Source organism: Acetobacter persici (assembly GCF_018256955.1).
In the GTDB taxonomy this organism is placed as follows: Bacteria; Pseudomonadota; Alphaproteobacteria; order Acetobacterales; family Acetobacteraceae; genus Acetobacter; species Acetobacter persici.
The window spans coordinates 24249-48475 of sequence record NZ_JAERKU010000012.1 but is presented as its reverse complement, the minus strand read 5'-3'; the positions used below and the strand labels follow the sequence as shown (position 1 = coordinate 48475).

The 24227-nt window shown below is 58.4% G+C and carries 21 protein-coding genes; 11 read left to right on the top strand and 10 right to left on the bottom strand.

Annotated elements, in window-relative coordinates; genetic code table 11:
* The 7 genes from JK199_RS12310 to trpS all read left to right on the top strand — a co-directional run bounded on the left by JK199_RS12310 (position 1) and on the right by trpS (position 6294).
* Positions 1 to 750: a TlyA family RNA methyltransferase gene (locus JK199_RS12310; RefSeq protein ID WP_212376396.1), complete on the top strand. Its 750-nt coding sequence runs from the start codon at positions 1 to 3 to the stop codon at positions 748 to 750.
* Between the two features lie 155 nt (positions 751 to 905).
* The gene (locus JK199_RS12305; protein ID WP_212376393.1) at positions 906 to 1526 is read left to right on the top strand and encodes a hypothetical protein; all 621 of its coding nucleotides are present in this window, start codon (positions 906 to 908) and stop codon (positions 1524 to 1526) included.
* Between the two features lie 101 nt (positions 1527 to 1627).
* Positions 1628 to 2842 carry a 23S rRNA (adenine(2503)-C(2))-methyltransferase RlmN gene (gene rlmN / locus JK199_RS12300; protein WP_077931570.1) on the top strand — a complete coding sequence of 405 codons (1215 nt, stop codon included), beginning with the start codon at positions 1628 to 1630 and terminating at the stop codon, positions 2840 to 2842.
* A gap of 114 nt (positions 2843 to 2956) precedes the next feature.
* Entirely contained in the window at positions 2957 to 4198 is a 1242-nt protein-coding gene (locus JK199_RS12295) for an argininosuccinate synthase (protein ID WP_025828228.1), read from the top strand.
* A 43-nt stretch (positions 4199 to 4241) separates the two neighbouring features.
* Complete coding sequence (locus JK199_RS12290; protein ID WP_025828226.1) at positions 4242 to 4733, top strand: FKBP-type peptidyl-prolyl cis-trans isomerase; 492 nt, start codon at positions 4242 to 4244, stop codon at positions 4731 to 4733.
* Between the two features lie 57 nt (positions 4734 to 4790).
* Positions 4791 to 5261: a c-type cytochrome gene (locus tag JK199_RS12285; RefSeq protein ID WP_212376390.1), complete on the top strand. Its 471-nt coding sequence runs from the start codon at positions 4791 to 4793 to the stop codon at positions 5259 to 5261.
* 37 nt (positions 5262 to 5298) lie between these two features.
* Entirely contained in the window at positions 5299 to 6294 is a 996-nt protein-coding gene (gene trpS, locus JK199_RS12280; RefSeq protein WP_086654684.1) for a tryptophan--tRNA ligase, read from the top strand.
* Positions 6295 to 6314: 20 nt separating this feature from the next.
* Here trpS and JK199_RS12275 read toward each other — a convergent pair whose 3' ends face one another.
* From JK199_RS12275 to JK199_RS12255, 5 genes are all read right to left on the bottom strand, one after another.
* A complete protein-coding gene (locus tag JK199_RS12275; RefSeq protein ID WP_212376469.1) occupies positions 6315 to 7061 on the bottom strand; it encodes a YoaK family protein in 747 nt (248 codons plus the stop codon).
* Between the two features lie 3 nt (positions 7062 to 7064).
* Positions 7065 to 7532, bottom strand: a complete 468-nt coding sequence (locus JK199_RS12270; protein WP_342356327.1) for an MliC family protein — start codon at positions 7530 to 7532, stop codon at positions 7065 to 7067.
* Between the two features lie 129 nt (positions 7533 to 7661).
* On the bottom strand, positions 7662 to 9593 hold the full coding sequence (locus JK199_RS12265) for an FUSC family protein (RefSeq protein WP_244985117.1): 1932 nt from the start codon (positions 9591 to 9593) through the stop codon (positions 7662 to 7664).
* Between the two features lie 90 nt (positions 9594 to 9683).
* A complete protein-coding gene (locus JK199_RS12260) occupies positions 9684 to 10586 on the bottom strand; it encodes a LysR family transcriptional regulator (RefSeq protein WP_086654686.1) in 903 nt (300 codons plus the stop codon).
* A 33-nt stretch (positions 10587 to 10619) separates the two neighbouring features.
* Entirely contained in the window at positions 10620 to 11576 is a 957-nt protein-coding gene (locus tag JK199_RS12255; RefSeq protein ID WP_212376384.1) for a DUF4232 domain-containing protein, read from the bottom strand.
* 125 nt (positions 11577 to 11701) lie between these two features.
* Here JK199_RS12255 and JK199_RS12250 point away from each other — a divergent pair, with 125 nt between their 5' ends.
* The 3 genes from JK199_RS12250 (at position 11702) to JK199_RS12240 (ending at position 13725) form a co-directional block, all read left to right on the top strand.
* The gene (locus JK199_RS12250) at positions 11702 to 12343 is read left to right on the top strand and encodes a PadR family transcriptional regulator (protein ID WP_212376381.1); all 642 of its coding nucleotides are present in this window, start codon (positions 11702 to 11704) and stop codon (positions 12341 to 12343) included.
* A gap of 162 nt (positions 12344 to 12505) precedes the next feature.
* On the top strand, positions 12506 to 12787 hold the full coding sequence (locus JK199_RS12245; RefSeq protein WP_086654688.1) for a SelT/SelW/SelH family protein: 282 nt from the start codon (positions 12506 to 12508) through the stop codon (positions 12785 to 12787).
* Between the two features lie 35 nt (positions 12788 to 12822).
* Complete coding sequence (locus JK199_RS12240; protein WP_212376378.1) at positions 12823 to 13725, top strand: delta(1)-pyrroline-2-carboxylate reductase family protein; 903 nt, start codon at positions 12823 to 12825, stop codon at positions 13723 to 13725.
* A 12-nt stretch (positions 13726 to 13737) separates the two neighbouring features.
* Here JK199_RS12240 and JK199_RS12235 read toward each other — a convergent pair whose 3' ends face one another.
* The 5 genes from JK199_RS12235 to JK199_RS12215 all read right to left on the bottom strand — a co-directional run bounded on the left by JK199_RS12235 (position 13738) and on the right by JK199_RS12215 (position 21915).
* The gene (locus JK199_RS12235) at positions 13738 to 14619 is read right to left on the bottom strand and encodes a DNA/RNA non-specific endonuclease (RefSeq protein ID WP_342356326.1); all 882 of its coding nucleotides are present in this window, start codon (positions 14617 to 14619) and stop codon (positions 13738 to 13740) included.
* A 7-nt stretch (positions 14620 to 14626) separates the two neighbouring features.
* Positions 14627 to 15508, bottom strand: coding sequence for a 3'-5' exonuclease (locus JK199_RS12230; protein ID WP_212376375.1), 882 nt, complete (start codon positions 15506 to 15508; stop codon positions 14627 to 14629).
* Positions 15509 to 15702: 194 nt separating this feature from the next.
* The gene (locus JK199_RS12225; RefSeq protein ID WP_342356325.1) at positions 15703 to 17520 is read right to left on the bottom strand and encodes a DUF885 domain-containing protein; all 1818 of its coding nucleotides are present in this window, start codon (positions 17518 to 17520) and stop codon (positions 15703 to 15705) included.
* Between the two features lie 104 nt (positions 17521 to 17624).
* Entirely contained in the window at positions 17625 to 20525 is a 2901-nt protein-coding gene (locus JK199_RS12220; protein WP_212355465.1) for a TonB-dependent receptor domain-containing protein, read from the bottom strand.
* A gap of 394 nt (positions 20526 to 20919) precedes the next feature.
* A complete protein-coding gene (locus JK199_RS12215) occupies positions 20920 to 21915 on the bottom strand; it encodes a 4-hydroxyproline epimerase (protein ID WP_025828204.1) in 996 nt (331 codons plus the stop codon).
* A 95-nt stretch (positions 21916 to 22010) separates the two neighbouring features.
* Here JK199_RS12215 and JK199_RS12210 point away from each other — a divergent pair, with 95 nt between their 5' ends.
* Positions 22011 to 24212: a beta-galactosidase gene (locus JK199_RS12210; RefSeq protein ID WP_244985116.1), complete on the top strand. Its 2202-nt coding sequence runs from the start codon at positions 22011 to 22013 to the stop codon at positions 24210 to 24212.
* The last annotated feature ends 15 nt before the right edge of the window (positions 24213 to 24227 follow it).

Genomic DNA, 24227 nt, shown 5'->3' with positions numbered 1-24227 from the left:
ATGGCACGCCGTCGTGTTGACCAGATGCTTGTTGACCGGGGGCTGGTTGAAAGCAGAACAAAAGCTCAGGCCCTGATTATGGCCGGGCTTGTGTTCACAGGGGAAAAACGCGTTGCAAAAGCAGGCGACCAGCTTGCAGAGGACGCACCTCTGGACGTGCGTGGGCAGGAGCATCCGTGGGTTTCCCGTGGCGGGTGCAAACTGGCCCACGCGCTGACGCATTTTAATCTTTCTGCACAGGACCGGGTCTGTCTGGATGTCGGCGCCTCAACAGGCGGCTTTACCGATGTCCTGCTGACCAACGGAGCGCGCAGTGTCTACGCTGTAGATGTGGGCCACGGGCAACTGGCCTGGAAATTGCGGTCTGACCCGCGCGTCACCGTCATGGAAAAATGTAACGCCCGGCATCTGGACAGCACGCTGATCCCGCAGGCCCCGTCCGCCATTGTCTGTGATGCCAGCTTTATCGGCTTGCGGACTGTTCTCCCCGCGGCCCTGTCCTTAGCAGCCGATGATGCGTGGGCTGTCGCTCTGATCAAACCTCAGTTTGAAGCAGGCCGTGAGCAGATTGGCGCTAAAGGTGTGGTGCGTGACCCGCTTGTGCATGAGAGTGTCTGCCAGATGATCCATGACTGGTGGAGCACCCTACCCGGCTGGTCTGTGCTGGGCATTGAAGCCAGTCCCATTACCGGGCCGGAAGGGAACCGCGAGTTCCTGATTGCCGCACAACGGGTGCCGGTTACTGCTTAAAAAGTCTTTTAGACTTACCGCCCCAGCAAAAGCAGATCCTTAAAAGATTTTTTATTGCTGTCACTTCGGTAAAAACGTGACGAATTGTCACTTTTTCTGCCATATTCTTCAGTAATAACATGTCTTCATAGAAAAATTAAGGAAGCCTGCCGCTTATGCGTAAACTCATCATGATGCTTGGTGTTGCAACCGGTCTGCTTGGCATCACTGGTGGTGCCGAGGCTGCGCCTCGTCCCTATAACGCTGCTGCCAGCACTCCTGCCGTGCAGGAAAGCGTGACGGAAGCAGGCAGTTCTCTGCTGCGCGGTTATGAACAGGACGGGCTGACACTTCAGGATGACCTGAAAAACCAGACGCTGGTTATTTCCGCAGACCCGGCAACACTCCATGCCAGCGCCATGCCGTCTGACGGGAACAACCGTTATCGCATCGCCATGCGCGATGTGCTTTCGGCCGCAGCCTCCTACGCGTATCTGTATTTCGGCCTGCATCCGGATGCAGACCATCTTTCTGTTGTGGCCAATATTCAGTCTGACGGGCTCCAGCAGGCCAGTGCCGCAGGGGGCGCGACCGAGGCAGAACAGCCTGCCATGACGTTTGATATCCCCCGCCCGTCTTTCCCCGTTTCAGCCGATACTACGCCGGATGCGTATTCGGCACAGACCATCAGCGCTATTCTGGGCGGTATTGATCCCGCCAAAACCAATATCGCGGCATGGCTGCGCGCCGGGCTGCAAAACACGCCATCACAGGCCGGTTCGGCCCATACCCCGTAACGGGGCCAGAAAGACCAGGATTATTTCTCAGGGGTCCGGTGCCTGCCGGGCCCTTCTCTGTTATAAGGGCTTTTTCCTCCCTTCCAGTAGTGGCTCTGTTCATGTCTTCAGGTAATTCTGTTCCTTTCACACCGTCGCACGATGCAGAGGCGGCAGCGGCCCTCAATGCGGAGGAACGGACCCGTATTCTGGCAAAAGCCGCGCTGTTCAGCCCGCCTCCCGCCATGCTGCCGGACGGGCGGCGTGATCTGGTCGGGCTGACGCGTGAGGAAATTACCGATATTCTGGTTGAAATCGGGGAAAAGCCTTTCCGGACCAAGCAACTCTGGCACTGGATCTATCATCAGGGCGTGACGGATTTTACGCAGATGAGCAGCATTGCCAAACCGCTCCAGCAAAAGCTGGCGGAACGGTTTGTTGTGGGCCGCCCGGAAGCCACTACGGTTCAGACGTCTACGGATGAAACACGGAAGTTTCTTTTCCGGTTCCGTGATGGGCAGGAAGCCGAGACGGTCTATATCCCCGACCGGCGGGAAGACCGGGGCGCTGTGTGCATCTCCTCACAGGTTGGCTGCACGCTTTCCTGCACGTTCTGCCATACCGGCACCCAGAAACTGGTGCGTAACCTTGGCGCTGCGGAAATTGTGGGCCAGTTTATGGCCGCACGGGATTCCTACCACGAATGGCCGAGCCCCAAGGGGGATACGCCACGCCTGCTTTCCACCATTGTGCTGATGGGCATGGGTGAGCCGCTCTATAATTACGAAAACATTGCCAAAGCCATGCGGATTATTATGGATGGAGAAGGCATTGGCCTTTCCCGCCGCCGCATTACTCTTTCCACCTCCGGCGTTGTGCCGCTGATGGACCGGTGCGGGGATGAACTTGGGATCAACCTCGCCGTCTCCCTGCATGCCGTGCGCAATGACCTGCGGGATGAAATTGTGCCGCTTAACCGCAAATACCCCATTGAAGAGGTTCTTGCCGCCTGCCGCCGCTACCCGGCTGCCAGCAATGCCCGCCGCATCACGTTTGAATACATCATGCTGCGTGGCGTGAATGACAGTGAGGCCGATGCACGTGAGCTTGTGCGCCTGATTTCCGGCATCCCCGCCAAGGTCAATCTCATTCCCTTCAACCCCTGGCCGGGCAGCGCCTACCGCCCTTCCACGCGGGAACAGCAGAACAAGTTTGCGGAGATCATCATGGCCGCAGGCTTTGCATCCCCCATCCGCACCCCGCGCGGGCGGGACATTCTGGCCGCCTGCGGGCAGCTTAAAACCGAAAGTGAGCGCGTCCGCGCCTCGCAAAGCTGATTTTTCTTTATCAGACCGCACTCAGCGGGGGATGGGCTCTGGCTCCCTTCCCGCGCTGGTGCTAGGACACTGTTCGAACTTTATTCATTTTACCAGATTCAGGAGACCCGCCTCATGGCCTCTACTGCCGCCAGAAAAGATGTCAAAAAGGTTGTGCTGGCTTATTCCGGTGGCCTTGATACGTCCGTCATCCTGCGCTGGCTGCAGAAGACTTACGGGTGTGAGGTCGTCACCTTTACCGCTGACCTCGGTCAGGGCGAAGAGCTTGAACCGGCCCGCAAGAAAGCCGAAATGTTCGGCGTGAAGGATATCTTTGTCGAAGATCTGCGTGAAACCTTCGTCAAAGACTTCGTGTTCCCCATGTTCCGGGCCAATACGCTGTATGAAGGCCAGTATCTGCTGGGCACCTCCATTGCCCGTCCGCTGATTGCACAGCGCCAGATCGAAATTGCGCGTGAAGTCGGCGCTGATGCCGTTGCCCATGGCGCAACCGGCAAAGGCAATGATCAGGTTCGCTTCGAGCTGGCCTATTATGCCCTGCAGCCGGATATCACGGTCATCGCCCCCTGGCGTGAGTGGGACCTGACATCCCGGACCCGTCTGCTGTCCTTTGCGGAAGAAAACCAGATCCCCATCGCCAAGGACAAGCGTGGGGAAGCCCCGTTCTCTGTCGATGCGAACCTGCTGCACTCTTCATCCGAGGGCAAGCTGCTGGAAGACCCGGCCATTGCACCGGAAGAAATTGTTTTCCAGCGTACCATCTCCCCGGAAGCCGCGCCGGACGTTGCGACAGAAATTACCATTGATTTTGTCAGCGGGGACCCGGTGGCCATCAATGGTGTTGCCATGTCTCCGGCAACGCTGCTCACACGCCTGAACGAACTGGGCAAAGCCAACGGCATCGGTCGTCTGGATCTGGTGGAAAACCGCTTTGTGGGCATGAAGTCCCGCGGCATTTATGAAACACCCGGCGGCACCATCCTGCTGACGGCGCACCGCAGCATTGAGTCCATCACGCTGGACCGCGAGGCGATGCACCTGAAAGACAGCCTGATGCCGCGCTATGCCAGCATCCTGTATAACGGCCTGTGGTTCTCCCCGGAACGCCGCATGTTGCAGGCTCTGATTGATGCCTCCCAGCAGTCCGTTTCCGGCCGGGTGCGCCTCAAACTTTATAAGGGTAATGTGATTTGCGTTGGTCGCGAAAGCCCCAATAGCCTGTATGATACCCGTGTCGTGACGTTTGAAGATGATGAAGGTGCGTATAATCAGGCAGACGCACAGGGCTTTATCAAACTCAACGCGCTGCGTCTGAGACTGGGAGCGCAGATTGGCCGTAATGGCGGCACACTCTGAGCTTTTGGACATCTGTCATTCTTTCTGAATCACCGAGAGGACCATGACCCGTCGTTTCTCCATCACCCCCTATCTGCTTGCGGCCAGCATGGCCGTTTCCCTTACGGCCTGCGGTTCCCACAAGCAGGATGAACCTGAGCTGACCCCGATGCAGCAGCTTGACAAGCTGCGCAGCCAGCCCGGTGTCACGGTGCTGAAGGACGGGCTGGCCTACAAGGTTCTGCAATCCGGCAAGAAAGACGCTGACCAGCCGCGCCCGGGTGACGTCATGATGCTGATCTATGAAGGCCGTCTGCCGGATGGGTCCATTTTTGACAGCTCCGAACAGCACGGGGACGGCGCTTATATGCAGATGCCGCTTGAAGGCCTTGTGAAAGGCTGGATGGAAGCCCTGCCGATGATGCATGTGGGCGACACCTGGATGCTCTATGTCCCGCCCGAACTGGGATATGGCCATAAGGCCATGGGTGTTATTCCGGCCGATAGTCCGCTGATCTTCCGCATCCAGCTGCTGGGTGTTACCTCCGCACGCTAATCCGGAAGACGACCACAACCGGCTCCCTTGTGGAGCCGGCAAGGTATTTTGAACATCATGACGCTTTTCAGACGGCTTTACCCCCGGCTCCTTGCCGCAGCCGGAGCTACGCTTTGCCTGACAGCCTGTACGCCTAAAAGCGGTGCCGGTCTGTATGGGACAAATTGCGGCATCTGCCATCACGGCGGCGATGGTATGCCCGGGGCTGTTCCCCCGCTTGTCGGGCGGGTTGACCGGATTGCCAGCACGCCGGAAGGCCGGAAATATCTGGCGGATGTGCTGATGAACGGCGTCAGCGGCCCAATTAAAGCCAACGGCCAGCCTTACGAGGCAGAAATGCCCCCCTTCCGCTACCTGAAGGATGAACAGGTGGCGCAGATTCTGACATGGCTCTCCTCCCGCGGGCAGACCAGCCCCCCCCCGCACATTACTGCAGCAGACGTAGCCGCCGCACGGACCACCCGGAAGTCGGCAGGCATGGTCGCACAGGAGCGGGAAGAACTGGACCGTAAAGCGCCCCTCCCCTGAATTTTTCCTCTTCCTGACGCAGGCACTGAGTAATCTTATGCAACGTATTTTTTCCGGTATTCAGCCCTCTGGTATTCCGCAGCTTGGCAATTATCTGGGTGCCATCCGCAACTGGGTGAACCTTCAGGCTGACCATGAGTGCGTTTTCTGCCTTGTGGACATGCACGCCATTACAGTGTGGCAGGACCCGGAAAAACTGCGCACCCAGACGCTGACACAGGCCGCCATCCTTCTGGCTGCGGGCATTGATGCCGAGAAGCACATTCTGTTCAACCAGTCCGCCGTGTCCGCCCATGCGCGTCTGGCATGGATTTTCAACTGCGTAACCCGGCTGGGCTGGCTCAACCGTATGACGCAGTTCAAGGATAAAGCCGGGAAGGACCGGGAAAATCATTCCGCGGGCCTGTATGTTTATCCCAGCCTGATGGCGGCGGATATTCTGGCCTATAAAGCAACCCGCGTGCCGGTTGGGGAAGACCAGAAACAGCATCTGGAACTGGCGAATGATATCGCCCAGAAGTTTAATCATGATTACGGGGTTGAGTTTTTCCCGGCTGTGGAAGCCCTGATCCCGCCTGCCGCGGCGCGTGTAATGAGCCTGCGCGACGGCACCAAGAAAATGTCAAAATCTGATCCATCCGCCCAGAGCCGGATTGAACTGACGGATGATGCGGATACGATTGCCCTGAAAATCCGCCGGGCCAAAACAGACACCGGCGTTCTGCCCGCAGACGCAGCCGGACTGGCTGACCGCCCGGAAGCCAGAAATCTCGTCACCATTTACGCAGCCCTTGCCGATCTGAGCGTGGATGCGGTTCTGGCCCGGCACGAGGGCGAAGGGTTCGGCCCCTTCAAACAGGCTCTGACGGACGTGGTGGTCAGTGCCATTGCCCCCATCGCACAGGAAACGACCCGCCTGATGCAGGATGAAGCACATCTGGCCAGCGTGCTGCGCTCCGGTGCTCAGCGTGCACAGGCTATTGCGGAGCCTATTGTTTCTGAGGCCGAAAAAATCGTCGGTTTTCTGAAATAATCCGGCCTCTCCGGGGCCAGTTATTCAGAGGCAGAGCGCCCGGAAGCCGTTTCCGGGCGCGCATTGGCCAGAATACCGGGTAAGGCAAGGGCTATCAACACAAGCCCGACACCCAGCAGAAAGAACGCGGGCCAGAGCGTATAGCCAAAAGCTCCGGACATGCCGCCCCCGATAAAGCAGGCAATAATTTTGCTGTGCAGACGCAGCCGTTGCACTGTGCGCGCATGCTGGTCCGGATCGACCGGGTGCCGTAACGCATCAAACCAGTCTGCCAGCTCTATGCCCAGATCGGTAATCATCCCCGTAACATGTGTCGTACGGACGACAGACCCCGAGATACGGGTCACGGTGGCATTTTGCAGCCCCATCAGGAAACTCAGCCCCAGTGGCGGCAGGACGTTATGGCCGGACGGTGGCAGCCAGAAAAGCTGCACCAGATCAAGAGAAGCCAGCAACACCCCTTCCAGCAGGATGCTGTAGGCATAAATGGCTTTCTGCCCATGCCTGCGCCCGGCATTGACCAGAAATGTACACAGCATTGCGCCTGCAAAAAAGCTGACAATCAAGGCCAGACAGGTCAGCACAACCTCGGCCTGCCCTTTTTGCAGCCCGATAGCAAAGGCCGTGACGTTCCCCGTCATGTTGGCACAGTAGGACCCGACGCTTAAAAAGCCAGCAACATTGACCGCCCCGGCAACAAGCGCCAGAGAGCAGCCAAGTTGCCGGTCATGCAGGAAACTCCGGCTGCCTTTTTCAAGAAAGAGCATCACTCAGCGCGAATGACGCGCAGATGCCGGATGGGTGGCCTCACAGGTCAGTGGCTTGGCGGCCTCCAGCCCTACTTCCGAGAAAAACGCCGTGTCCCCCTTGCTCCACCATTCAAAACGGTTTGCGGTGTAGCGCGCTCCGGATGCGGCAATCACGTTCGAGAAAACCTGCGTTTCTCCTTCCACCTGCAACACGGCGAGACTGACGGCACCTGCGTTCAGATACGTGACGGACACGAACGGTTTGGGAAGTTTATCAAGCAGTTCCTGCGCGCCGGAGCAGCGATAAACGGTGCTGGTTTTCTGCACCTGGGCTGCCGGGTGCAACGGAATAGTCAAGGTGCCAGCGGTTGCGGACTGTGCCGTCCATACTCCCCCCGCGCCCACAATTTCCAGCGCAACAAACGCCAGTTCCAGCCCGGCCAGAGCTTTAAAAACAAGACCTTTTTTACCAGTTTTTCTGACGTTCACGAGGCTCATCCTTTCTGCCTGCACCGTGTGCACCAGCAGAAAATGGCACCTTCCCCGTTTTTTTACAAAATCTTCCTGCCGCAGGGCCGCCTGTGCAGCAGCCAACCTTCTCAAGAAACACCCCCGTTTTCAGGACAATCCATCATCCCGGCGCTCAGCGGCAAGAATACGCAGGCTGGTTGCGGCCTTCTGGAGTATTTCCTGCACTTCAAACGGAGCACCCGGCCTCTGGCGCAGCAACCATCCTTCCGTCACCGCAGCCCATGCCGTGGCATCCGCACCAGTCTGCCCCCACTTCCGCAAAAATACCAAAAGCCCCCGCCGCGCGCCTTGCGGCAGAACGGGGTCCTTCGCGACATCCCGCAAAAAGACAATATGCATACCCATCGTCATGGCGCGAAACTGCATCTGCATATAAGACAGCCGGACTGGCTGCGGCACGCCCTGCGCGTTCCGTAAAATGCGCACAAGGCTGGATGCATTTTCTGAAAGCCACTGATGCACCGTCACTCTGCTGCCGGGAGCCGCCAGAGCTTTCAGCCTCTGCGCCACCCACCGTTCCGTGCGCCGCATGTGAGAGTCCACACGGAAGGGCAGCACAAGGCGATACGTCCAGCCCACAAACGTCACCGCAACCAGAAAAGCCAGAGCATTGTTCAGAAAAGCCACCTCAGAAAAGCGGCTCTGGTTCCCGGGGCCGATCAGGACCGGCAGAAACATGTTGAAGGAAAACGCATAACCCGCCGTTGCCGGTTTGCGGGCCGCAAGCCCGCCAATGGTCATGACAAGCATCAGCATCACAATCAGGACTTCGGGTGCCGTCACCGCAGGCATGATCCAGAACGCATAAATAGCCGCCGCAAAGGCACACCATAAGGCGCCTTTCAGAAAGGGGGTGGAGGCCAGAACAGGATTTTCCCGCGTAGCCAGCAGGCCATAAACAAGCGCCACAAAGGAGATAAATCCCGCCCCCGCAGGCCAGCCCGTAACCTCCCACACCAGCCACCCCGCCAAAATACCAAAACAGGCGCGCACGCCATTTTCAACGGCTTCCAGCGCATGGCGGCGGGACGTCATTTTAAAACGAAAGCGGTCTCCACGTTCCGGATGTGCGCAGGCGTCAATATGCTGGCGCGCCACATCGTAATCCCCATAAAGGGAGGCCGGGAGCGGCACCTCCTCCTGCCCGGCCTGCGCGTTGCGTTCCAGCAGCGCAACGCCGCGTGCACGGGCCAGCACCATCATCATGGCAGCAACGGCTGCGTGTGCGTGGTCCGCCGCATGAGTGCGTGGCCCCATTTCCAGCGCATCAAATTCAATACGGGCATTGGCCGCCATTAAGTCTGTCAGCACCTGCCCCTGTGTCTGGGCATCTGCACGCCCGCTGACCAGATCGGACACGACCTGCCGCACAGTCTGAAACGCCCCATTCAGCCGCTCCAACAGCCGTTTGCGAGCCTGTGTTTGCAGGGTTGGCATAAACAGCACGGCCAGAAGAGCCTCACACACCACACCCAGAATAATGTAGGTGCCGCGCGCCATGGCGATATCAAAAACCTCGTCTGGCTGTGCAATGGCCCCGGTGGCCACAATGGCGGAGGTAAAGCCTGTCAGCACTAAGCCGTAGGCCCGGTAACTTTCCAGAAAGGTGGCCCCGCCGCAGCAGAGACCGATCCACAGCGCGAGGCTACAGAAAAACAGGGCCGATGCCTGCGGGAAGGCCGCAATCAGGGCCACACCAATGCAACAGCCCAGCACTGTCCCCGCAATACGCCACCGGGCCTTGGCCAGGCTTTCCCCACGCGAGGACTGCGCGACAACCCAGACCGTCAGCGGCGCCCACTGCGGGCTGTCCAGCTCCATCCCCATAGCGATCAGCAGAGAGAGAACCGCCGCCAGAGAGGACCGGACAGCAAAGACCAGATCCATGGCTGAGGGTTCAAGCAGCCAGCTCAGCCTGCTGCGCAGGGGGGCACGCTGGCTGCCCCGGAGCAGTCTGCCTAGCAGACCTCCCTCCGGCCCGGCCATGCTCTGAGCCATCATCACATTATCCCGGCGCATGGCACCCCCTTCTGCACGAAGCGGGACAATGCGAAAAACCGGGGGCCTTCGTCCAAATGTTTGTAATGATAAACTTATAAAGCCTGCTTATCAGACCAGATAAATGTCTGCCATGCTGAGTGTCTGCGCAACATCCCACAGGCGCGTCAGCAGCTTGCTGGTATTGGGCTGGCTCAGCCGCACCAGCCCGACATCGGGCGAGGCACAGCCGCTGATGCGCCGGAGCTGGAGGCCGGAAAGCCCGACACGCTCAGGCAACGCCGCCACTGGCAGGATACTTGCCAGACGCCCGCCCAGCAGTTCTGCATGCAGCAGTTCCAGCGCATCGGTTTCCAGCATAACGGTCGGGGTCACGCCAGCATCCCTGAACCCGGCATCCACCAGTTGCCGGCTGCGCATATTGCGGCTGAGCAGACAAAGCGGCAGGGCTGCAAGTTCCTCCCAGCTGCAATCCTTGCCTGCCGGGAGCTGAACGGAGCCAGCCGCCGCCAGCACGTGCTGCTCCGCATACAGCGCGCGGGATTCAAACACCCCATCCCCCGGCAACTGGTCCAGATACATAATCCCCAGTTGCAGATGATGCTCCCGCAGCATGCGTGTAATATCCGTGCTGGAATAGACCTTCACGTCCACATGCAGTGCAGGCACGGCCGTGCGGAAGCTTTCCAACAGAAGGGGCACAACCTGTATGGCAGGCGGCATGACGCCAATGGAGAGAGAGCCACCCGCAATATCCTGCGCAAAAGCGGCTTCCTGCTTCAGGCCATCCAGCGCGGCCAGTGTCTGCCGCGCCCAGAGCAGGACTCGCTTGCCTTCTTCCGTCAGGCCATAAAAGCGCCGGTTGCGCTGAATGATGGTGATGCCCAGCTCGTTTTCAAGCTGCCTGATCCCGGCGGATAAAGCTGGCTGAGACACCCCGCAGCTTTCCGCCGCACGCGAGAAGTGACGGCACCGGTCCAGCGCAATCAGATAAGTCAGTTGCCGCAGAAACACCGCATACCTCGCACAGTCAGCTTTTTCAGAGAGTTACTGCGCATCCGTATGCGCCTGTAAGGGGCTCTGGTCAAAACTCTGAGGGGTTCCGGCAGCGGCACAGATCTGGCCTTTAAAGGGCACCTTTTTCTCCCCCTGCCCGACCTTCAGCACAAGCTGCGCCGGCCGCACACAGTTATGGCTGTCATCAAACACCTCACCCGAGACCCAGTGCAGCGTCGCCTCTCTGATAGCTCCTGCTTCCATGCGGACGGGGACAACATGCTGCCGGGCACTCGCCCCGTGCGGGCCGGGCCTGCGGGATGGCACATTCTCCCGCCTGAACGCCGGAAGTTTTTTCCCCGCTGCGTCCTCAAACTGCACCAGTGGCACCGGCGGCATGATGCAGGCGGCAGGACCTGTATTTTTGACAACAAGCACTGTGCCAGACTGGGACATGCCATCAAACGCGCCATTCCGGCTGTCCAGCGTGACATCCATCTGCGCGGGCTGGCAGGCTGGAACCTGCCCGGCAGAGGGTGACGGCGCAGCCGCATCCTCCGTGCGCGTAAAAGGCGTTGCCTCAAAACGCTGCACTGCCCCGGTCGTGGGCTTGAGATGGCAGGACCATCTGAAAGACGTCCAGCTTATGCCGTCCGCCTGCCGGAACTGACCACGCCCTTCAAGCAGAGACGGGCTGACCAGCACCTGACTATCCGGCTGATCATCCTGCAAAAAGAACCGGTCTCCCGCTCCCAGCCGCTTCAGCGGCGCACGGGCGGCTTTCTGGCAGAGGAAGGTCGTCATTTTCCAGACCAGACTCTGGCTCTGCACCGCAGCGCGATCCTGCGGACTCCGGATCGCCGCAATCTGACGGTTGATAAGGGCCTGCTCGGCTGGGGACGGCTGAACGCCTGCTGCGCCCTGCGCGAAAGCTGACGGGACTGAGAGAAACCCCACAAGCGCCAGTCCTGCCGCGCCAGCCTGATAAAAGCTTGATCTGCTACACATTTTTTAATGATGCGAGAGAGTGAAAGCCAGATCAAGCCATCATTCTGCACAAGCCGGATACGGTCTGAGAATTAAATCTAAAAATAAGTCTTGAAATCTATCTTAAGATATTTATATCGTAAGATATGATGAACACAGAAAAACACACTCACCCCTTCCATCACTCTCACTATGCCGCAGGACCGCGCGGCGGACACCCTGCCGGTGGTCGCGGCTTTGGCCGTGGTTTCGGGCGCGGGTTTGGGCGCGGCCCCGGCGGGGGAGACTTCCCCAGAGGCCGCAAACTCAGCTCGGAGGAACTCCAGCTTATCCTGCTCGCCCTGCTGGCGGACCAGCCCGCGCATGGGTATGAACTCATTCGCCTGCTGGAAGAAAAATCCGGCGGCTTTTATGCCCCAAGCCCCGGTATGGTGTACCCGGCCCTCACCTATCTGGAAGAAATTGACCACACCTCCGTCACGCAGCAGGGCAACCGCAAGCTGTATAGCCTGACGGATGAAGGGCGCGCCTTTCTGGAAAAAAACCGGGAACAGGCCGATGGGATTCTGGAAACACTTGCCCGCATCGGCAGCCGTATGAGTGAAGTGCGGGAAGCCTTTGCCGGTGTGAACGCGGTCGACCCGGAAGCCGCCGATGCCCTGCATCAGGCCCGCCATGCCCTTAAACAGGCAATGATGCGCAAACGGGGCTGCTCCCCCGAAGCCCTTAAACGTATCACCCAGATCCTCACCACTGCGGCTGAAGAGATCACAAAAATACCGGAATAACCTCTTGCCCGCAGGCGTAAACCCGGCACGGCTCTCATAATCTGATATGGCCGCACCAGCAGACCGCCTGTAATCCGCCATGTCTCCCGTCTGGCAAAGACATGTGAGACATGGCATGAAAGACGGGACACGCGCCCCCCTATTTCAAAAAGAGAACCCGGCATGACGCACAGCAAGCCGCGCATCACCCTTTATTACTGTACACAATGCAACTGGCTTTTGCGGGCGGCGTGGATGGCTCAGGAACTGCTGTCCACTTTTGGAGACGCACTGGGCGGCGTCACGCTGGTGCCCGAAAGCGGGGGTCGGTTTGAAATCCATGTGGATGATCATCTGATCTGGGAACGCAAGCGTGACGGCGGCTTTCCCGGCCCCAAAGAACTGAAACAGAAAGTGCGGGATGTTATTTCACCCCAGCAGGATCTGGGGCATATTGACCGCTAAGCGCTCCTGCCTCCTCCTGCCGGCCTGTTTGACTGATGAAGCATTATTCCGCCTCCCAGACGTGCGAAGCCCTCCCCTTTCCTGATCTGGTCGAGGCACTGGCACAAACCGTTCAGGCCTATGCGGACGGCGTTGTGATATGCCCCGAGCGCAGTATTACGCCCGCCCCGCACAGTTCCACGCTTTTGCTGAACATGCCCTCCGTCAGTCAGGATCTTCTGGTCACCAAGCTGCTGACGCTCTGCCCGGACAACGCAGGCACCTCCCGGCCGACCATTCAGGGACAGGTTACCTGCGCGAACACCCGCACCGGAGAACTGCTTTTTTCTCTGGACGGGCCAACCGTTACCATGCGCCGCACATCAGCAGTCAGCCTGCTGGGTATCCGGCTTCTGGCCAGCGGCCCCATCCGTCGTGTGCTGATGATCGGCACCGGCACACAGGCGCGCGCCCATTGTGAGGCCTTTGCTGCCCTCTATCCACACATCACGCTTGTTGTACGCGCCCGCAGCCCGGAAGCTGCGGCCGCCTTCTGCCAGAAACAGACAGATCTGCCGTTAGCCATCCGGCCCGAACAGCCGGACGAGCCGCCTTTTGACGTCGTCCTGACCGTAACCAGCAGCCGGGAGATTTTATATGACGGCCCCCCAGACCCGGCGTGTCTGGTTATCGGCGTGGGGGCCTTCCAGCCTGATATGATTGAAGTCGGGCCGACTATCGTCCGGAACAGCGTTGTCTATGTGGATGATCCGATTGGCGCACCGGGGGAAGCAGGGGATCTGATTCAGGCCGGGATTGACTGGAAAACCGTGCGGCCACTGGCCTCTGCCCTGCGTAATCCTCCCCCCGCAGGGCGACCTGTCTTTTTCAAATCTGTCGGGTGTGCCGCGTGGGATCTGGCGGCCTGCCGCGTTCTGGCTCCGCGCCCGGCCCCCTGAAACCCGACACTCCTACGGCACCAGAGACTTTACGAGTGCCCGCAGAGCCTTCTGCGCCGCTTTCTTCCCCCATTCCTTCAACAGCTTGCGGGTACGGTCCTGCTTTGCCAGAGCATACGGACTTTCCCGGATGGGCGGCATCCCTGCCACATGGTCCTTCATGCTTGCAGGCAGGGCAGGAAACGGGTCGATATTCACTAGCCGGGTCAGCATTGCCACGCTGGTAATCCGGCAGGACGGATGAGCAGTATTCAGGCAGACATAAGCCCCCGTACCATTCCCCGCCGGGTCGTAGACCGCTTTCCATGTTACGGCTGGAACGGGGATGCGGCGGGAGCCAATCGTCTGGCTCTGGTCCGGATCATAGCCCGGCCCGGTGACTACAAAAATTTCGCCCTCTTCCCGCGCCCAGCCACGCACGGCACTTTCCACCCCTTCCCACGGGCCGCGGTTCAACTCCGGGGTTTGTGGCACAATGTTGGAAAGCAGAAAGCTTTGCTTCTGGGCTGCGGCGCCAGCGGCATCCCCGCTGGGCGTCATGTGCCCGCGATCATAATGTGAGCGGGTGTAATCAGACGTAAAGGCCTGCATGGGCAGCGGCAGACGGGTATCCGGCTGAAAACTGTCATGCCGCTGCATCCGGTCTGCAATTTCCAGATTTTCTTCTGTCAGATCTTCCGCGGACCAGAGTGGCCCGCGTGTCTGTTCTGATGCCAGCACGGCATACTGATCATTACACAGCATGACCGTCCCGCCCCGCGCGGTTTCAGAAAGAACCGCTGGAGGCACACCTTTTGCAAACAGGTCCGGGCAGGTTGCGGCCTCTGCCACAGTTAACAGTGCCCCAAAGGGCAGACAGAGCAGCCCCGTCACACTCCAGAAAATCTTCGGCACGGCGTTCCTAAACCCGGCTTGTAAAGCGGTCAGTGGCTTTTATTGTGCTCACAGTAAGCTCAATATCCCGCCGGTAAATTTCATCACGCAAAAAGGCCTCTTCCTCTTCCCTTTTTTCAGGGGGCAGGTCGATAAACCATGCTTTGGGCCGCCCATCCATCCCGTCATTCCAGCGGTAGCCACGGGCTTTCAGCGTCTCCTTGCTTTCAAACGGGGCCTGTGTCGCCCAGATCCGCACCCAGACCGCGCGTGCCCGGTCCAGCAGGAAAGACAGAGCCGTGCGCCCTTCGGGAAAGCCGCTGTAGCCCAGAAGAGCAAGGCTCGCCAGACAATCATCCGCGGCGCGGTGCCCGTCAAAAAAGAACCCGGCCTGCATGGCAAGATAGCCGAGCTTCCGGCCTTCAAACCCGGCCGCATCCCACGGTACATTCGCCATGGAACAGGCCCACGGCTTTTCGGCAAAAGCCGGACAAAAGGCCTCAATAAACGGCCGGTCAAATGCGGCATTATGCGCGATGATCAGAGAAGCATCTGCCGCAAAAGCCGCGACCTCTTCCGGGGTGATGCTATGCCCGGCCAGTTGCTCCTGCGTCAGGCCGGTCAGTTCCGTCACCCGCTGCGGCACCGGGACTGAGGGTTCACGCAGGCGGCTGAACGCTGGCAGAACGCCAATCAGCCCGCCATCCAGCGTGTAGGCAAACGGCACCATCCCGATTTCAATAATTTCGTCCAGCGCCGCGTCCAGTCCTGTGGTCTCAAGGTCCAGAAACAGACCTTTGCGCACGCGGCGGCCTTCGGGCATTGTCTCCAGCCAGTGCGGGCGCAGACGACGCAGCACACGATACGCGCCTGAGCCTTCCAGTGTTCTGGCAAGATTTTCCAGAGACATCTCAGCCTTCCCTCGGGGCACGCAGAACGCACCCGCCAGAAAGGCCGGATTTCAGAGTGAGAGACGGAAGAACACGGCACCTGAACATGCGCGCAACTTATGCAGCACAACGCCCGGAGGCCAGCAGAATTTTCCGGCAGCGGCCCGGCCTCCCGTCTGCCGCTACCAGAAAGGCGTAAAAAACCGTGCGTCGCTCAGGATGCTTTGGTTTTTGCAATCCATTTTTCAACCAGATCAGACATCAGGTCGAGCGGCATTGCCCCGTTCCCCAGAATAACGTCGTGGAACGCCTTGATATCAAACTTGTCCCCCAGCTCGGTTCTGGCTTTTTCACGCAGTTTCAGAATGGTCTGCTGGCCCAGCATATAGCCCAGCGCCTGCCCCGGCCATGCAACATAGCGGTCTGTTTCCGCCTGCATATCCGGCTCACTGGTTGGCGGATGCGCGTGGAAGAAGTCGCTCATCTGCTGGCGCGTCCAGTGTTTGTAATGTACCCCGGTATCCAGCACCAGACGGTCCGCCCGCAGCAGCGCCCCGTTCAGACGGCCATAGTCACTGTAGAGATCCTGATAAAAACCAAGTTCTTTCCCCAGACCTTCCGCGTACAGTGCCCAGCCTTCCACGTAGGAGTTATAGGCCCCCTGCTGACGGAACGCAGGCAGCGGCATGGCCTGCGCCAGAGAAATCTGGAAATGATGCCCCGGCACACCCTCATGATACGCCGTATCTTCAATCGTGTAGAGATCGCGCTTGTCGTAATCCCCTGTATTGACGAATACGATCCCCGGACGCGAGCCATCCGGCGTGCCCTGATGATACTCAGCCCCCGCTGCATCTGCCTCGCGATAGGCTTCCACAGAGCGGACTTCCAGTTTTGTCGTGGGAATTTTGTTAAAAATACGCGGCAGTGCGGGCCACATCTGCGCGATATAGCCGCGATATTTCTCCAGAATTTCCTCGCGGGATTTTGCATACAGCTTCGGGTCATGCGCCACAGACGCCCGGAGAGCCGCCAGATCGGCAAAGCCAAGCTTGTGGGCAATATCCGTCATCTGCCCTTCAATCTTGCTCACCTGCTGGAGGCCAAGCTGATGGATGTCCTCCGGTGCCATCGGACTTGTGGTCTGCACCCGGATGGCATAGCGATACAGCGCATCGCCGTTCGGCAGGGACCAGATGCCTTCATGCTCCCGGCCGTGCGGAACGTAATCCGTTTTGACAAACTGCGCGAAGCTGGCAAAGGCGGGACGCACCTCGGTATCAACCGCTTTCAGAATAGCCTGCTTCAGGCGGACCTGCTGAGCATGAGAAATTCCTTTGGGGAATGTTTCCACCGGCTGGCCAAACACATTTTTCACACCCGCCGGTTCAGCAACCTGTTCGAGCTGCGTCACCACTTTTTCCAGCAGATAGCGCGGCGGAACCAGACCGTCCTTCACCCCCTGCTGCGCAAGGACTTTCAACTGCGCCAGCACTGTGGGCAGCGCATGCAGACGGTCCAGATAATCCTGATACTGTGCGGCTGTTTCAAACGGGATAGAGGATACAAAGCCCGGCAGCATCAACTGCACGCCCTGCACCTGATCAATCGGCAGTTCGTAAGTTTTGAGCGCAAACCCATCCAGCTTGTCCTGAAGCTGGCGGATCATCATCGCGCGACTGATCTGCTCCTGCTCAGTCAGTGCAGCCGGATTTACTGCTTCAAACCGCTTCAAAAACCATGTTGTCGTGACTTTATCTCTCGCAATCTGCTCGAGAGAATAGTCCGTCCACTGGCTGTTATAGCGATAATCCCCGATGGTGGTGGCAAGCTCAGGGGAAGAGCGGAGCTGATACTGCCATTCTTCATCCAGCAAAGCAGCAAAAGCCGTGCTGGCAGAGGCTGCGGAGGGGACAGCCTGCGCAGGGTTTGCCGTTCCCTGTGCCGATGCCGCAAGAGCCGCACTGCTTGCCGTGCTGGCCGCCAGCACACAGGCTAGCCCCAGACCAGACAGATAATATCGTGAAAACACGCCCTTAGTCTCCCTGCAAATCATACAAACAATTATGCCTGGCACAGGGCCAGGCATAATCACATCCTCTTATGTCTTTAGGTCGTTCCGGACTTCATTACAAATCAGAACTGAACACCGGCCTGAAGGAACACATAGCGGCCGATAATTTCATCGGAATACATCGCCAGAGCCGTGTTGGTTGCACCATCCGGCACAAACGGCGGTTTCTTGTCGAGAATGTTGTTGACACCCCCTTCAAAGTTCCAGCGGTTGAGACGATAGCTGACCGTCACGTCATGCGAGAAAATACCCGGCACTTTGCAGTAGACATATGCTTTGCAGGACAGATCGCTTGAACCATCGGTAAACTTCATCCCGCCGGTATAGTGCATCATGTAACGCAGGCTGAAGTCGTTATGGTGCCAGGTGATCGTTGCGTAGTCACGCACGCGGGGCATCCCGTAACCGCTTTGATAGAACAGACGCCCTGCATAGTTGTTCCACTGGCCGTTGGGCTCGTTCTGCTGGAGGTAACCCACCAGCTGCTGGAAGTTGTTTTCCAGCGTGAAGGAGTCCTGCGGCGTCACCTGAATATGGTAGCTCAGGTCAAAGTCGATACCGTTCGTGCGCAGGCCGCCAACGTTGGCATACAGATCACTCACCTGCGTGAGCTGCCCGGCGGTGGAACGCTGCTGCACCTGAGAGCAGTAGGACGGGTCCGCCCCGGTATAGCATTGGTCTGCCACATACTGCACAGGCAGCGTGTTAATCATGTGCTGCACGGTATAGTGCCAGTATTCAACAGAGGCCATCAGGCCCGGCACCCAGCGCGGCGTGATCACCGTGCCGACCGTGTATGTCCGGCCAATTTCAGGCTGGAGGTTCGGGTTGCCGCCCGTCAGCGTCGGGATCTGCCCGCTGTTGACGTTCACAAAGTTTGCAGGATTGACACCCTGAGAGAGACATTTGGACGTGACGGCAGCGCTGGCCGCACCATAGCTGGTGGCCTGTGCACAGGGATCCGTGCCCGGGTTATAGGAAATAGACTGACCACCAAACAGTTCAGACATGTTCGGAGCACGGAAAGAGGTGCCCAGCGTTGCACGGAAGCGGATATCCTGAACCGGAGCCCAGTTAATACCGACCTTCCAGTTTTCTGCACTGCCGAAGGTGTTGTAGTGTGAATAACGGCCCTGCGCATCAATGGTCAGATCTTTTGCAAGAAATGCGTTCTGGAGCAGCGGAATTTTTCCTTCCAGATACACTTCCGTCACGTTGTAGCCACCACCGGTATAGGTGGCGCCACCGCCCAGATCCCCATTGGCTGCCAGCGCATCCGGCGTATAACTCGCCTGCTCGCTCCGGTGCTCGACGCCACCGGCAATCCCGATGTTTCCGCCGTGCTCATAAGGCAGTTTCACAAGCTTGTTGTTAAAGACGCGGGCGTTGAAGTCACGCATCTGGTAGTAGCTGTGATCGTTCTGGGCATACCCGATATAGTCTTTTGCCTGCTGAGAGAGCGGCGCAAACGGATTGATCAGCGTACACCCCGGAGACGACGTACAGACCGAGGGGTTATAGATAACAGCACTGTTCGCATCAGACGGATCAACCTGCTGTGTGCCCAGCACGTTCATCGCATTGCGATAGTTCGTCATGTTGTCAGTGGTCATGGTCGCGACGGAAGAGCCGTACGTCATGGAAAGGTCATACTGCCAGTTCCCGACAATCTGGCCCTTCATGCCGCCCATCACCTGATAGGTATCAACCCCTTCCTTGTATTCACGGTTACCGAGATCGGCCATCCGCTTATACATGGAAACATCTTCACCCCAGACGTTGTACGGGTTGCCTGCCGGCAGGATCCAGGACGTGCTGAGGGTGGACGGATAAGACGCCCCCGTCAGCGGGTTGGGCGCCATCTCATTCATGGCATCCTTATGCGTATAGCGGACGCTGGAATAAAGCTGGAAGTGCTTGTTGATATCGTAATGCATATCCCCGGACAAATTCCCGCTCTGCAGGTAGTTTGTCATGGACGCATCACGCGCAAAGTTATAGCGGTCGGAATTCCCGAAAGTGTGGAAGCCGTTTACACCGCCGCCCGTGTTGTTGCTCACAAGGTTGGTCGTGCTGCCATCGGCGTTCGGCACCATCACACGCGTCGCGGTGGAGACGGAGCTGCCGTACGGCACAGTCTCACCCGGAGCCACGTTGGCGTTCCACGGCAGACGGGACCACTGGCGGTCACGCTGGTAGATCGGGCTGGTGGTCATATACTGACCAAAGATGCTGATATTCCCGCGGTCATGGTCAAAATTAAAGCCTTTGAAGCCTGAAATCTTGCCAGACTGACCATCACCGTAGCTGCTGATCCCGCCGCGCACCTGAATGCTGCCGGTTGTCAGATTATGCTTCAGCTTGATGTTGATAACGCCGGAAACCGCGTCCGCACCATAGAGTTCGGAGCCACCGTCTTTCAGAATTTCCACAGAGGCAATCTGGTCCACTGGGATGGAGTTCAGATCGACGCAGGAACTGCCCTGCCCCATGGTTTCAACCTGACGCTTGCCATCCACCAGAACCAGCACACGGCTCGGGCCGAGGTTCCGCAGGTCCGGGCAGGACATGCCAAGGCCACCATTGGTGGTGGTATTATTGGCCCCCTGAGACCCCATAGAGGGCAGACGCTGGAGATAGTCCCCCAACGTCACCGCAGACGTCTGCTGAATATCTCTGGAACTGATGATCTGGACCGGGTTGGGGTCCTGATTTTTGCCGGAAGACAGAGCGGAACCGGTTACGGTAAGCACTTCCGGCTGCGCTGCGGCACTCTTCGCTGTGCGACGCACAACGCGGGCTGACTCGTTTTTCTTCTTCACAGCCGCAGCCGTGGTTTGATCCTGATGCGAGGAAGCCTTCACTGCGGCAACCGCAGACTGAGCATACGCACTGGACCCGATTGCCAGAGACAATGATGACGAAAAAGCGAGGAGCGTGAGGCGATGGGGTAAAGACGACATCCTTCAGCGTTCCTTAATTCTGAGCGGGGTTCCGCTCACTCTGGTGTGGTGAGAACATCAAAATCGCTATCAGATATCGTATACCATTGTCAAAGCGGAATTAGTTTTCCGCGGTATTCTGTTGGAGAGCGTGCCTTAATGGCCATGCCTAAAATCACCTCTGGCGACTGAACCGGAAAGTCCTCCCCTTTGATCGGAAACAAAATATGTTTCTGAATTTTCTATCTTTTTTCTTTTCTCAACAAAAAAGCGTGCAGAGTTTCTGGCTCTGCACGCTTCCGGGGCTGTGTGTTGCAACACGCCCGATCTGTCACCTAAAATCCACAATCCAGTTTTTATTTTGAATTCGTTATAAGAGGCTTTTCCCCTGCTGTAGAAAAATCAGGTTTCCTGATCAGGAAACCTGAAACCCCCGGCAGAATCTGTCCTCTTCATCAATCCAGATGGTATTGAAGCCTGTAGAGACAGCACTCCCCTCAATAATGGGAATAATAGCGGTATGTGCGCCCAAAGTCGTTTCTTCCGCCACTGTTCCTTTAAAGGCGCTGTGAATATAGCTTTCGTGGGTGAAAACATCCCCCACCTTCAGAGCCCCTTTATGGTGCAGATGGGCCAGCCGGGCAGACGTCCCTGTGCCACAGGGGCTGCGGTCAATGGCATGATCCCCATAGAAAACCGCGTTCCGGCCCTGAGTAGCCGTCGTGCCCTGATCGACCCACAGAACGTGACTGACCCCCTGAATACGCTCATCCAGCGGATGAACCGGGCAGATGGCTTCACGCATTTTCTCCCGCACCAACGGGCTTAGTTCCAGAATACGGCGGGCACCGAGCTGATCTAGCCCTTCAAATGCGCCCTGCGGTTCCACAATGGCGTAAAAATTTCCGCCATAGGCCACATCCACCGTCAGAGGCCCAAGACCCGGCACGTCAATCTGCACACCTGTCGCCGCAACATAGGCAGGCACGTTGCGGATCGCCACGCTCCGCACACGGCCATTGTCTTCCGTATACGTAATGTCAATAATCCCGGCGGGCACTTCAAGTTTCAGCCGTCCGGGTTCACGCGGTGTCAGAAGTCCATGTTCCAGCCCGAAGGTCACCAGCCCGATTGTGCCGTGTCCACACATCGGCAGGCATCCGCTGGTTTCAATAAACAGGATACCTGCATCTGTATCTGGCCGGGTGGGAGGATACAGAAACCCGCCAGACATCATGTCATGCCCGCGCGGTTCAAAACACAGGCCTGTACGGATCCAGTCAAACCGTTCCAGAAAGTCCTGCCTGCGCTCTCCCATGGAATTCCCGCGCAGCAGGGGGGCACCGCCGCTGATCAGGCGAACAGGATTTCCGGCAGTATGTCCATCAATACAGAAAAATGTGTGACGCATTGCTATAAAGTCCGTGCTGCGGCGCGCTATAAAAGCACAATCCGGCTTTGCTTTTCGTGACGCTTTTCGTCTATCGTATACGTATCATGACCGATATGACCCGTAAAGCCACAGTCCTGTCCGCTGCGTCTACTGCCACTTCCCGGCGGTTTTTACGCCACGTCAAGCGGTATGCCCGCCACTTTGTACGCCAGTTTATGCACCAGTCTGCATACAGGGCCGGGCTAGCCCTCAGCCTGTTTGCTGGTGCGTCCTCCCTCGCTCTGGCAGCACAGCCGCCCTCTCAGCCTGCCGCGCAGAACCTTCTGCTGGGGGCTGCGTGGTATCCGGAACAATGGCCGGAAGAGGTCTGGGAGCATGATCTGGCTCTGATGGAAGCGGCCCACATCCATCTGGTGCGCATTGGTGAATTTGCGTGGAGCCGGATGGAACCGCGTGAAGGAGACTGGCAGTGGGGCTGGCTGGACCATGCCATTGCGCTGGCCGCCCGCCACCATATGAAAGTGCTGCTGGGCACCCCAAGTGCTGCCCCTCCTGCATGGCTGACGCAGGCCTATCCTGACACTTTGCGTGTTTCAAACGCCGGTGTGCGGGATGAGCACGGAAACCGGCAGCAATTTTCCTTTATCAGCCCGCGGTATCGGGCCTTAACGCATGATCTGGCGGAACGGATGGCTGTCCGCTACGGGCATAACCCGACGGTGGTCGGGTGGCAGATTGATAATGAACTGGCGGAACCCTCTTTTGACCCGGAAGCCCATAAAGCCTTCCATGCATGGCTTGAGAAAAAATATGGCACCATTCAAAACCTGAACCAGAAATGGTGGACCAGTTACTGGTCTCAGACCTATTCGGATTTTGGCCAGATCCCGGTGCATGACGCAGATGAAAATCCGGCCCTGCTCCTGAACTGGAAGCAGTTTGTGACAGAGACATGGGTCAGCTACGTCCGTAATCAGGCAGACCCGATCCGCCAGCATGCCCTGCCCTCCCAGTTTATCACCACCAACACCATGGGCTGGTTTGACGGGTTTGATGGCTACACCCTCCACCAGTCGCTCGATCTGGTGGGGTGGGACGATTACGAGACGGAGTGGACAGACAACGCCGCCCGGCATGATCTGGCCCGTGGCTACAAGATGAAAAACTTCTGGGTCACGGAAACGGACCCCGGTTTTGTCAACTGGCGGCCAAACAATCTGGCCCATGATAAAGGGGAGATCCGCGCGTTGGCATGGCAGGCGGTCGGCCACGGGGCAGACGCTGTGGAATACTGGCAGTGGCGCGCCGCCCTGAACGGACAGGAGCAATATCACGGCGTTATTGCCGGGGCGGATGGGAACCCCGCCCCTATTTACGCGGAAATCCAGCAGATTGGTGCAGAATTTGAAAAAGCTGCTCCGGCTCTGCGCGAGACAACGCCGCACGCACAGGTCGCCCTCCTGCATGACATGCCCTCACGCTGGGCCATCAACTTTCAGAAACAGGTTGAAGGGTTTGACCCGGTCAAGGCGTTAACCGCTTTTTACGGCCCCCTCCGCCACATGGCGGGCACGGTGGATGTTATCTCTCCACATCAAAATCTTGCGCCCTACACGCTGATTGTCGCCCCCGGCCTGAATGTTCTCCCGCAGAAGGTTGCAGAGCATCTTCTCGCATGGGTCCGTCAGGGCGGGCATCTTGTGCTTGGCCCACGCTCCGGCATGAAAGATGCGGAAAACGCTCTGGACCCGCATCTTCAGCCCGGCCCGCTCGCCGCAGCTCTGGGCGCGCATGTCTCGCAATTTTATGGGCTGGTGCAGCCTGTGCCGCTCTCTCTGGGGCAGGCACAGGGCTCAGCAGATGGCACAGTCCATGGCACTGGCACCCGCTGGGCGGAAACTCTGGTGCCGACGGACCCGGCGACCCGGACAGAGGGCACGTATGGCCCGTCCAATGGCTGGCTGGATGGTGCGCCTGTGGCTGTCAGTCATCAGGTTGGCAAGGGGGAGATTACGTATCTGAGCACCATCCCTGACCCTGCAACGCTGGAGACCTATCTTAAAACGCAGGTGCAAAGTGCTCACGCGCTTTCTCCCTTCGCCAGTCTGCCTGCGGACGTGGAAGCCTGCGTGCGGCGCGGTCAGGGGCATGACGTTCTGGTGCTGATCAACCATGCCAGAACGCCGGTCACATTTACCCTGCCGGAGAGCACAGCAGCAGCCGACCTGCTGACCCCCGGTGCCCCCATATCCGGGCCAGTAACACTGCCAGGATACGGGGTGCGCGTCCTCAGGCTGGCCAGAAGCCCCGCCTGAGGAGCATGCCGGGCC

Excerpts from the sequence above, each read along its gene's own strand:
- JK199_RS12310 (WP_212376396.1), top strand. The coding sequence starts at position 1 with ATGGCACGCCGTCGTGTTGACCAGATGCTTGTTGACCGGGGGCTGGTT.
- JK199_RS12305 (WP_212376393.1), top strand. The coding sequence starts at position 906 with ATGCGTAAACTCATCATGATGCTTGGTGTTGCAACCGGTCTGCTTGGC.
- rlmN (WP_077931570.1), top strand. The coding sequence starts at position 1,628 with ATGTCTTCAGGTAATTCTGTTCCTTTCACACCGTCGCACGATGCAGAG.
- JK199_RS12295 (WP_025828228.1), top strand. The coding sequence starts at position 2,957 with ATGGCCTCTACTGCCGCCAGAAAAGATGTCAAAAAGGTTGTGCTGGCT.
- JK199_RS12290 (WP_025828226.1), top strand. The coding sequence starts at position 4,242 with ATGACCCGTCGTTTCTCCATCACCCCCTATCTGCTTGCGGCCAGCATG.
- JK199_RS12285 (WP_212376390.1), top strand. The coding sequence starts at position 4,791 with ATGACGCTTTTCAGACGGCTTTACCCCCGGCTCCTTGCCGCAGCCGGA.
- trpS (WP_086654684.1), top strand. The coding sequence starts at position 5,299 with ATGCAACGTATTTTTTCCGGTATTCAGCCCTCTGGTATTCCGCAGCTT.
- JK199_RS12275 (WP_212376469.1), bottom strand. The coding sequence starts at position 7,061 with ATGCTCTTTCTTGAAAAAGGCAGCCGGAGTTTCCTGCATGACCGGCAA.
- JK199_RS12265 (WP_244985117.1), bottom strand. The coding sequence starts at position 9,593 with ATGCGCCGGGATAATGTGATGATGGCTCAGAGCATGGCCGGGCCGGAG.
- JK199_RS12255 (WP_212376384.1), bottom strand. The coding sequence starts at position 11,576 with ATGTGTAGCAGATCAAGCTTTTATCAGGCTGGCGCGGCAGGACTGGCG.
- JK199_RS12250 (WP_212376381.1), top strand. The coding sequence starts at position 11,702 with ATGATGAACACAGAAAAACACACTCACCCCTTCCATCACTCTCACTAT.
- JK199_RS12245 (WP_086654688.1), top strand. The coding sequence starts at position 12,506 with ATGACGCACAGCAAGCCGCGCATCACCCTTTATTACTGTACACAATGC.
- JK199_RS12240 (WP_212376378.1), top strand. The coding sequence starts at position 12,823 with ATGAAGCATTATTCCGCCTCCCAGACGTGCGAAGCCCTCCCCTTTCCT.
- JK199_RS12230 (WP_212376375.1), bottom strand. The coding sequence starts at position 15,508 with ATGTCTCTGGAAAATCTTGCCAGAACACTGGAAGGCTCAGGCGCGTAT.
- JK199_RS12220 (WP_212355465.1), bottom strand. The coding sequence starts at position 20,525 with ATGTCGTCTTTACCCCATCGCCTCACGCTCCTCGCTTTTTCGTCATCA.
- JK199_RS12215 (WP_025828204.1), bottom strand. The coding sequence starts at position 21,915 with ATGCGTCACACATTTTTCTGTATTGATGGACATACTGCCGGAAATCCT.
- JK199_RS12210 (WP_244985116.1), top strand. The coding sequence starts at position 22,011 with ATGACCCGTAAAGCCACAGTCCTGTCCGCTGCGTCTACTGCCACTTCC.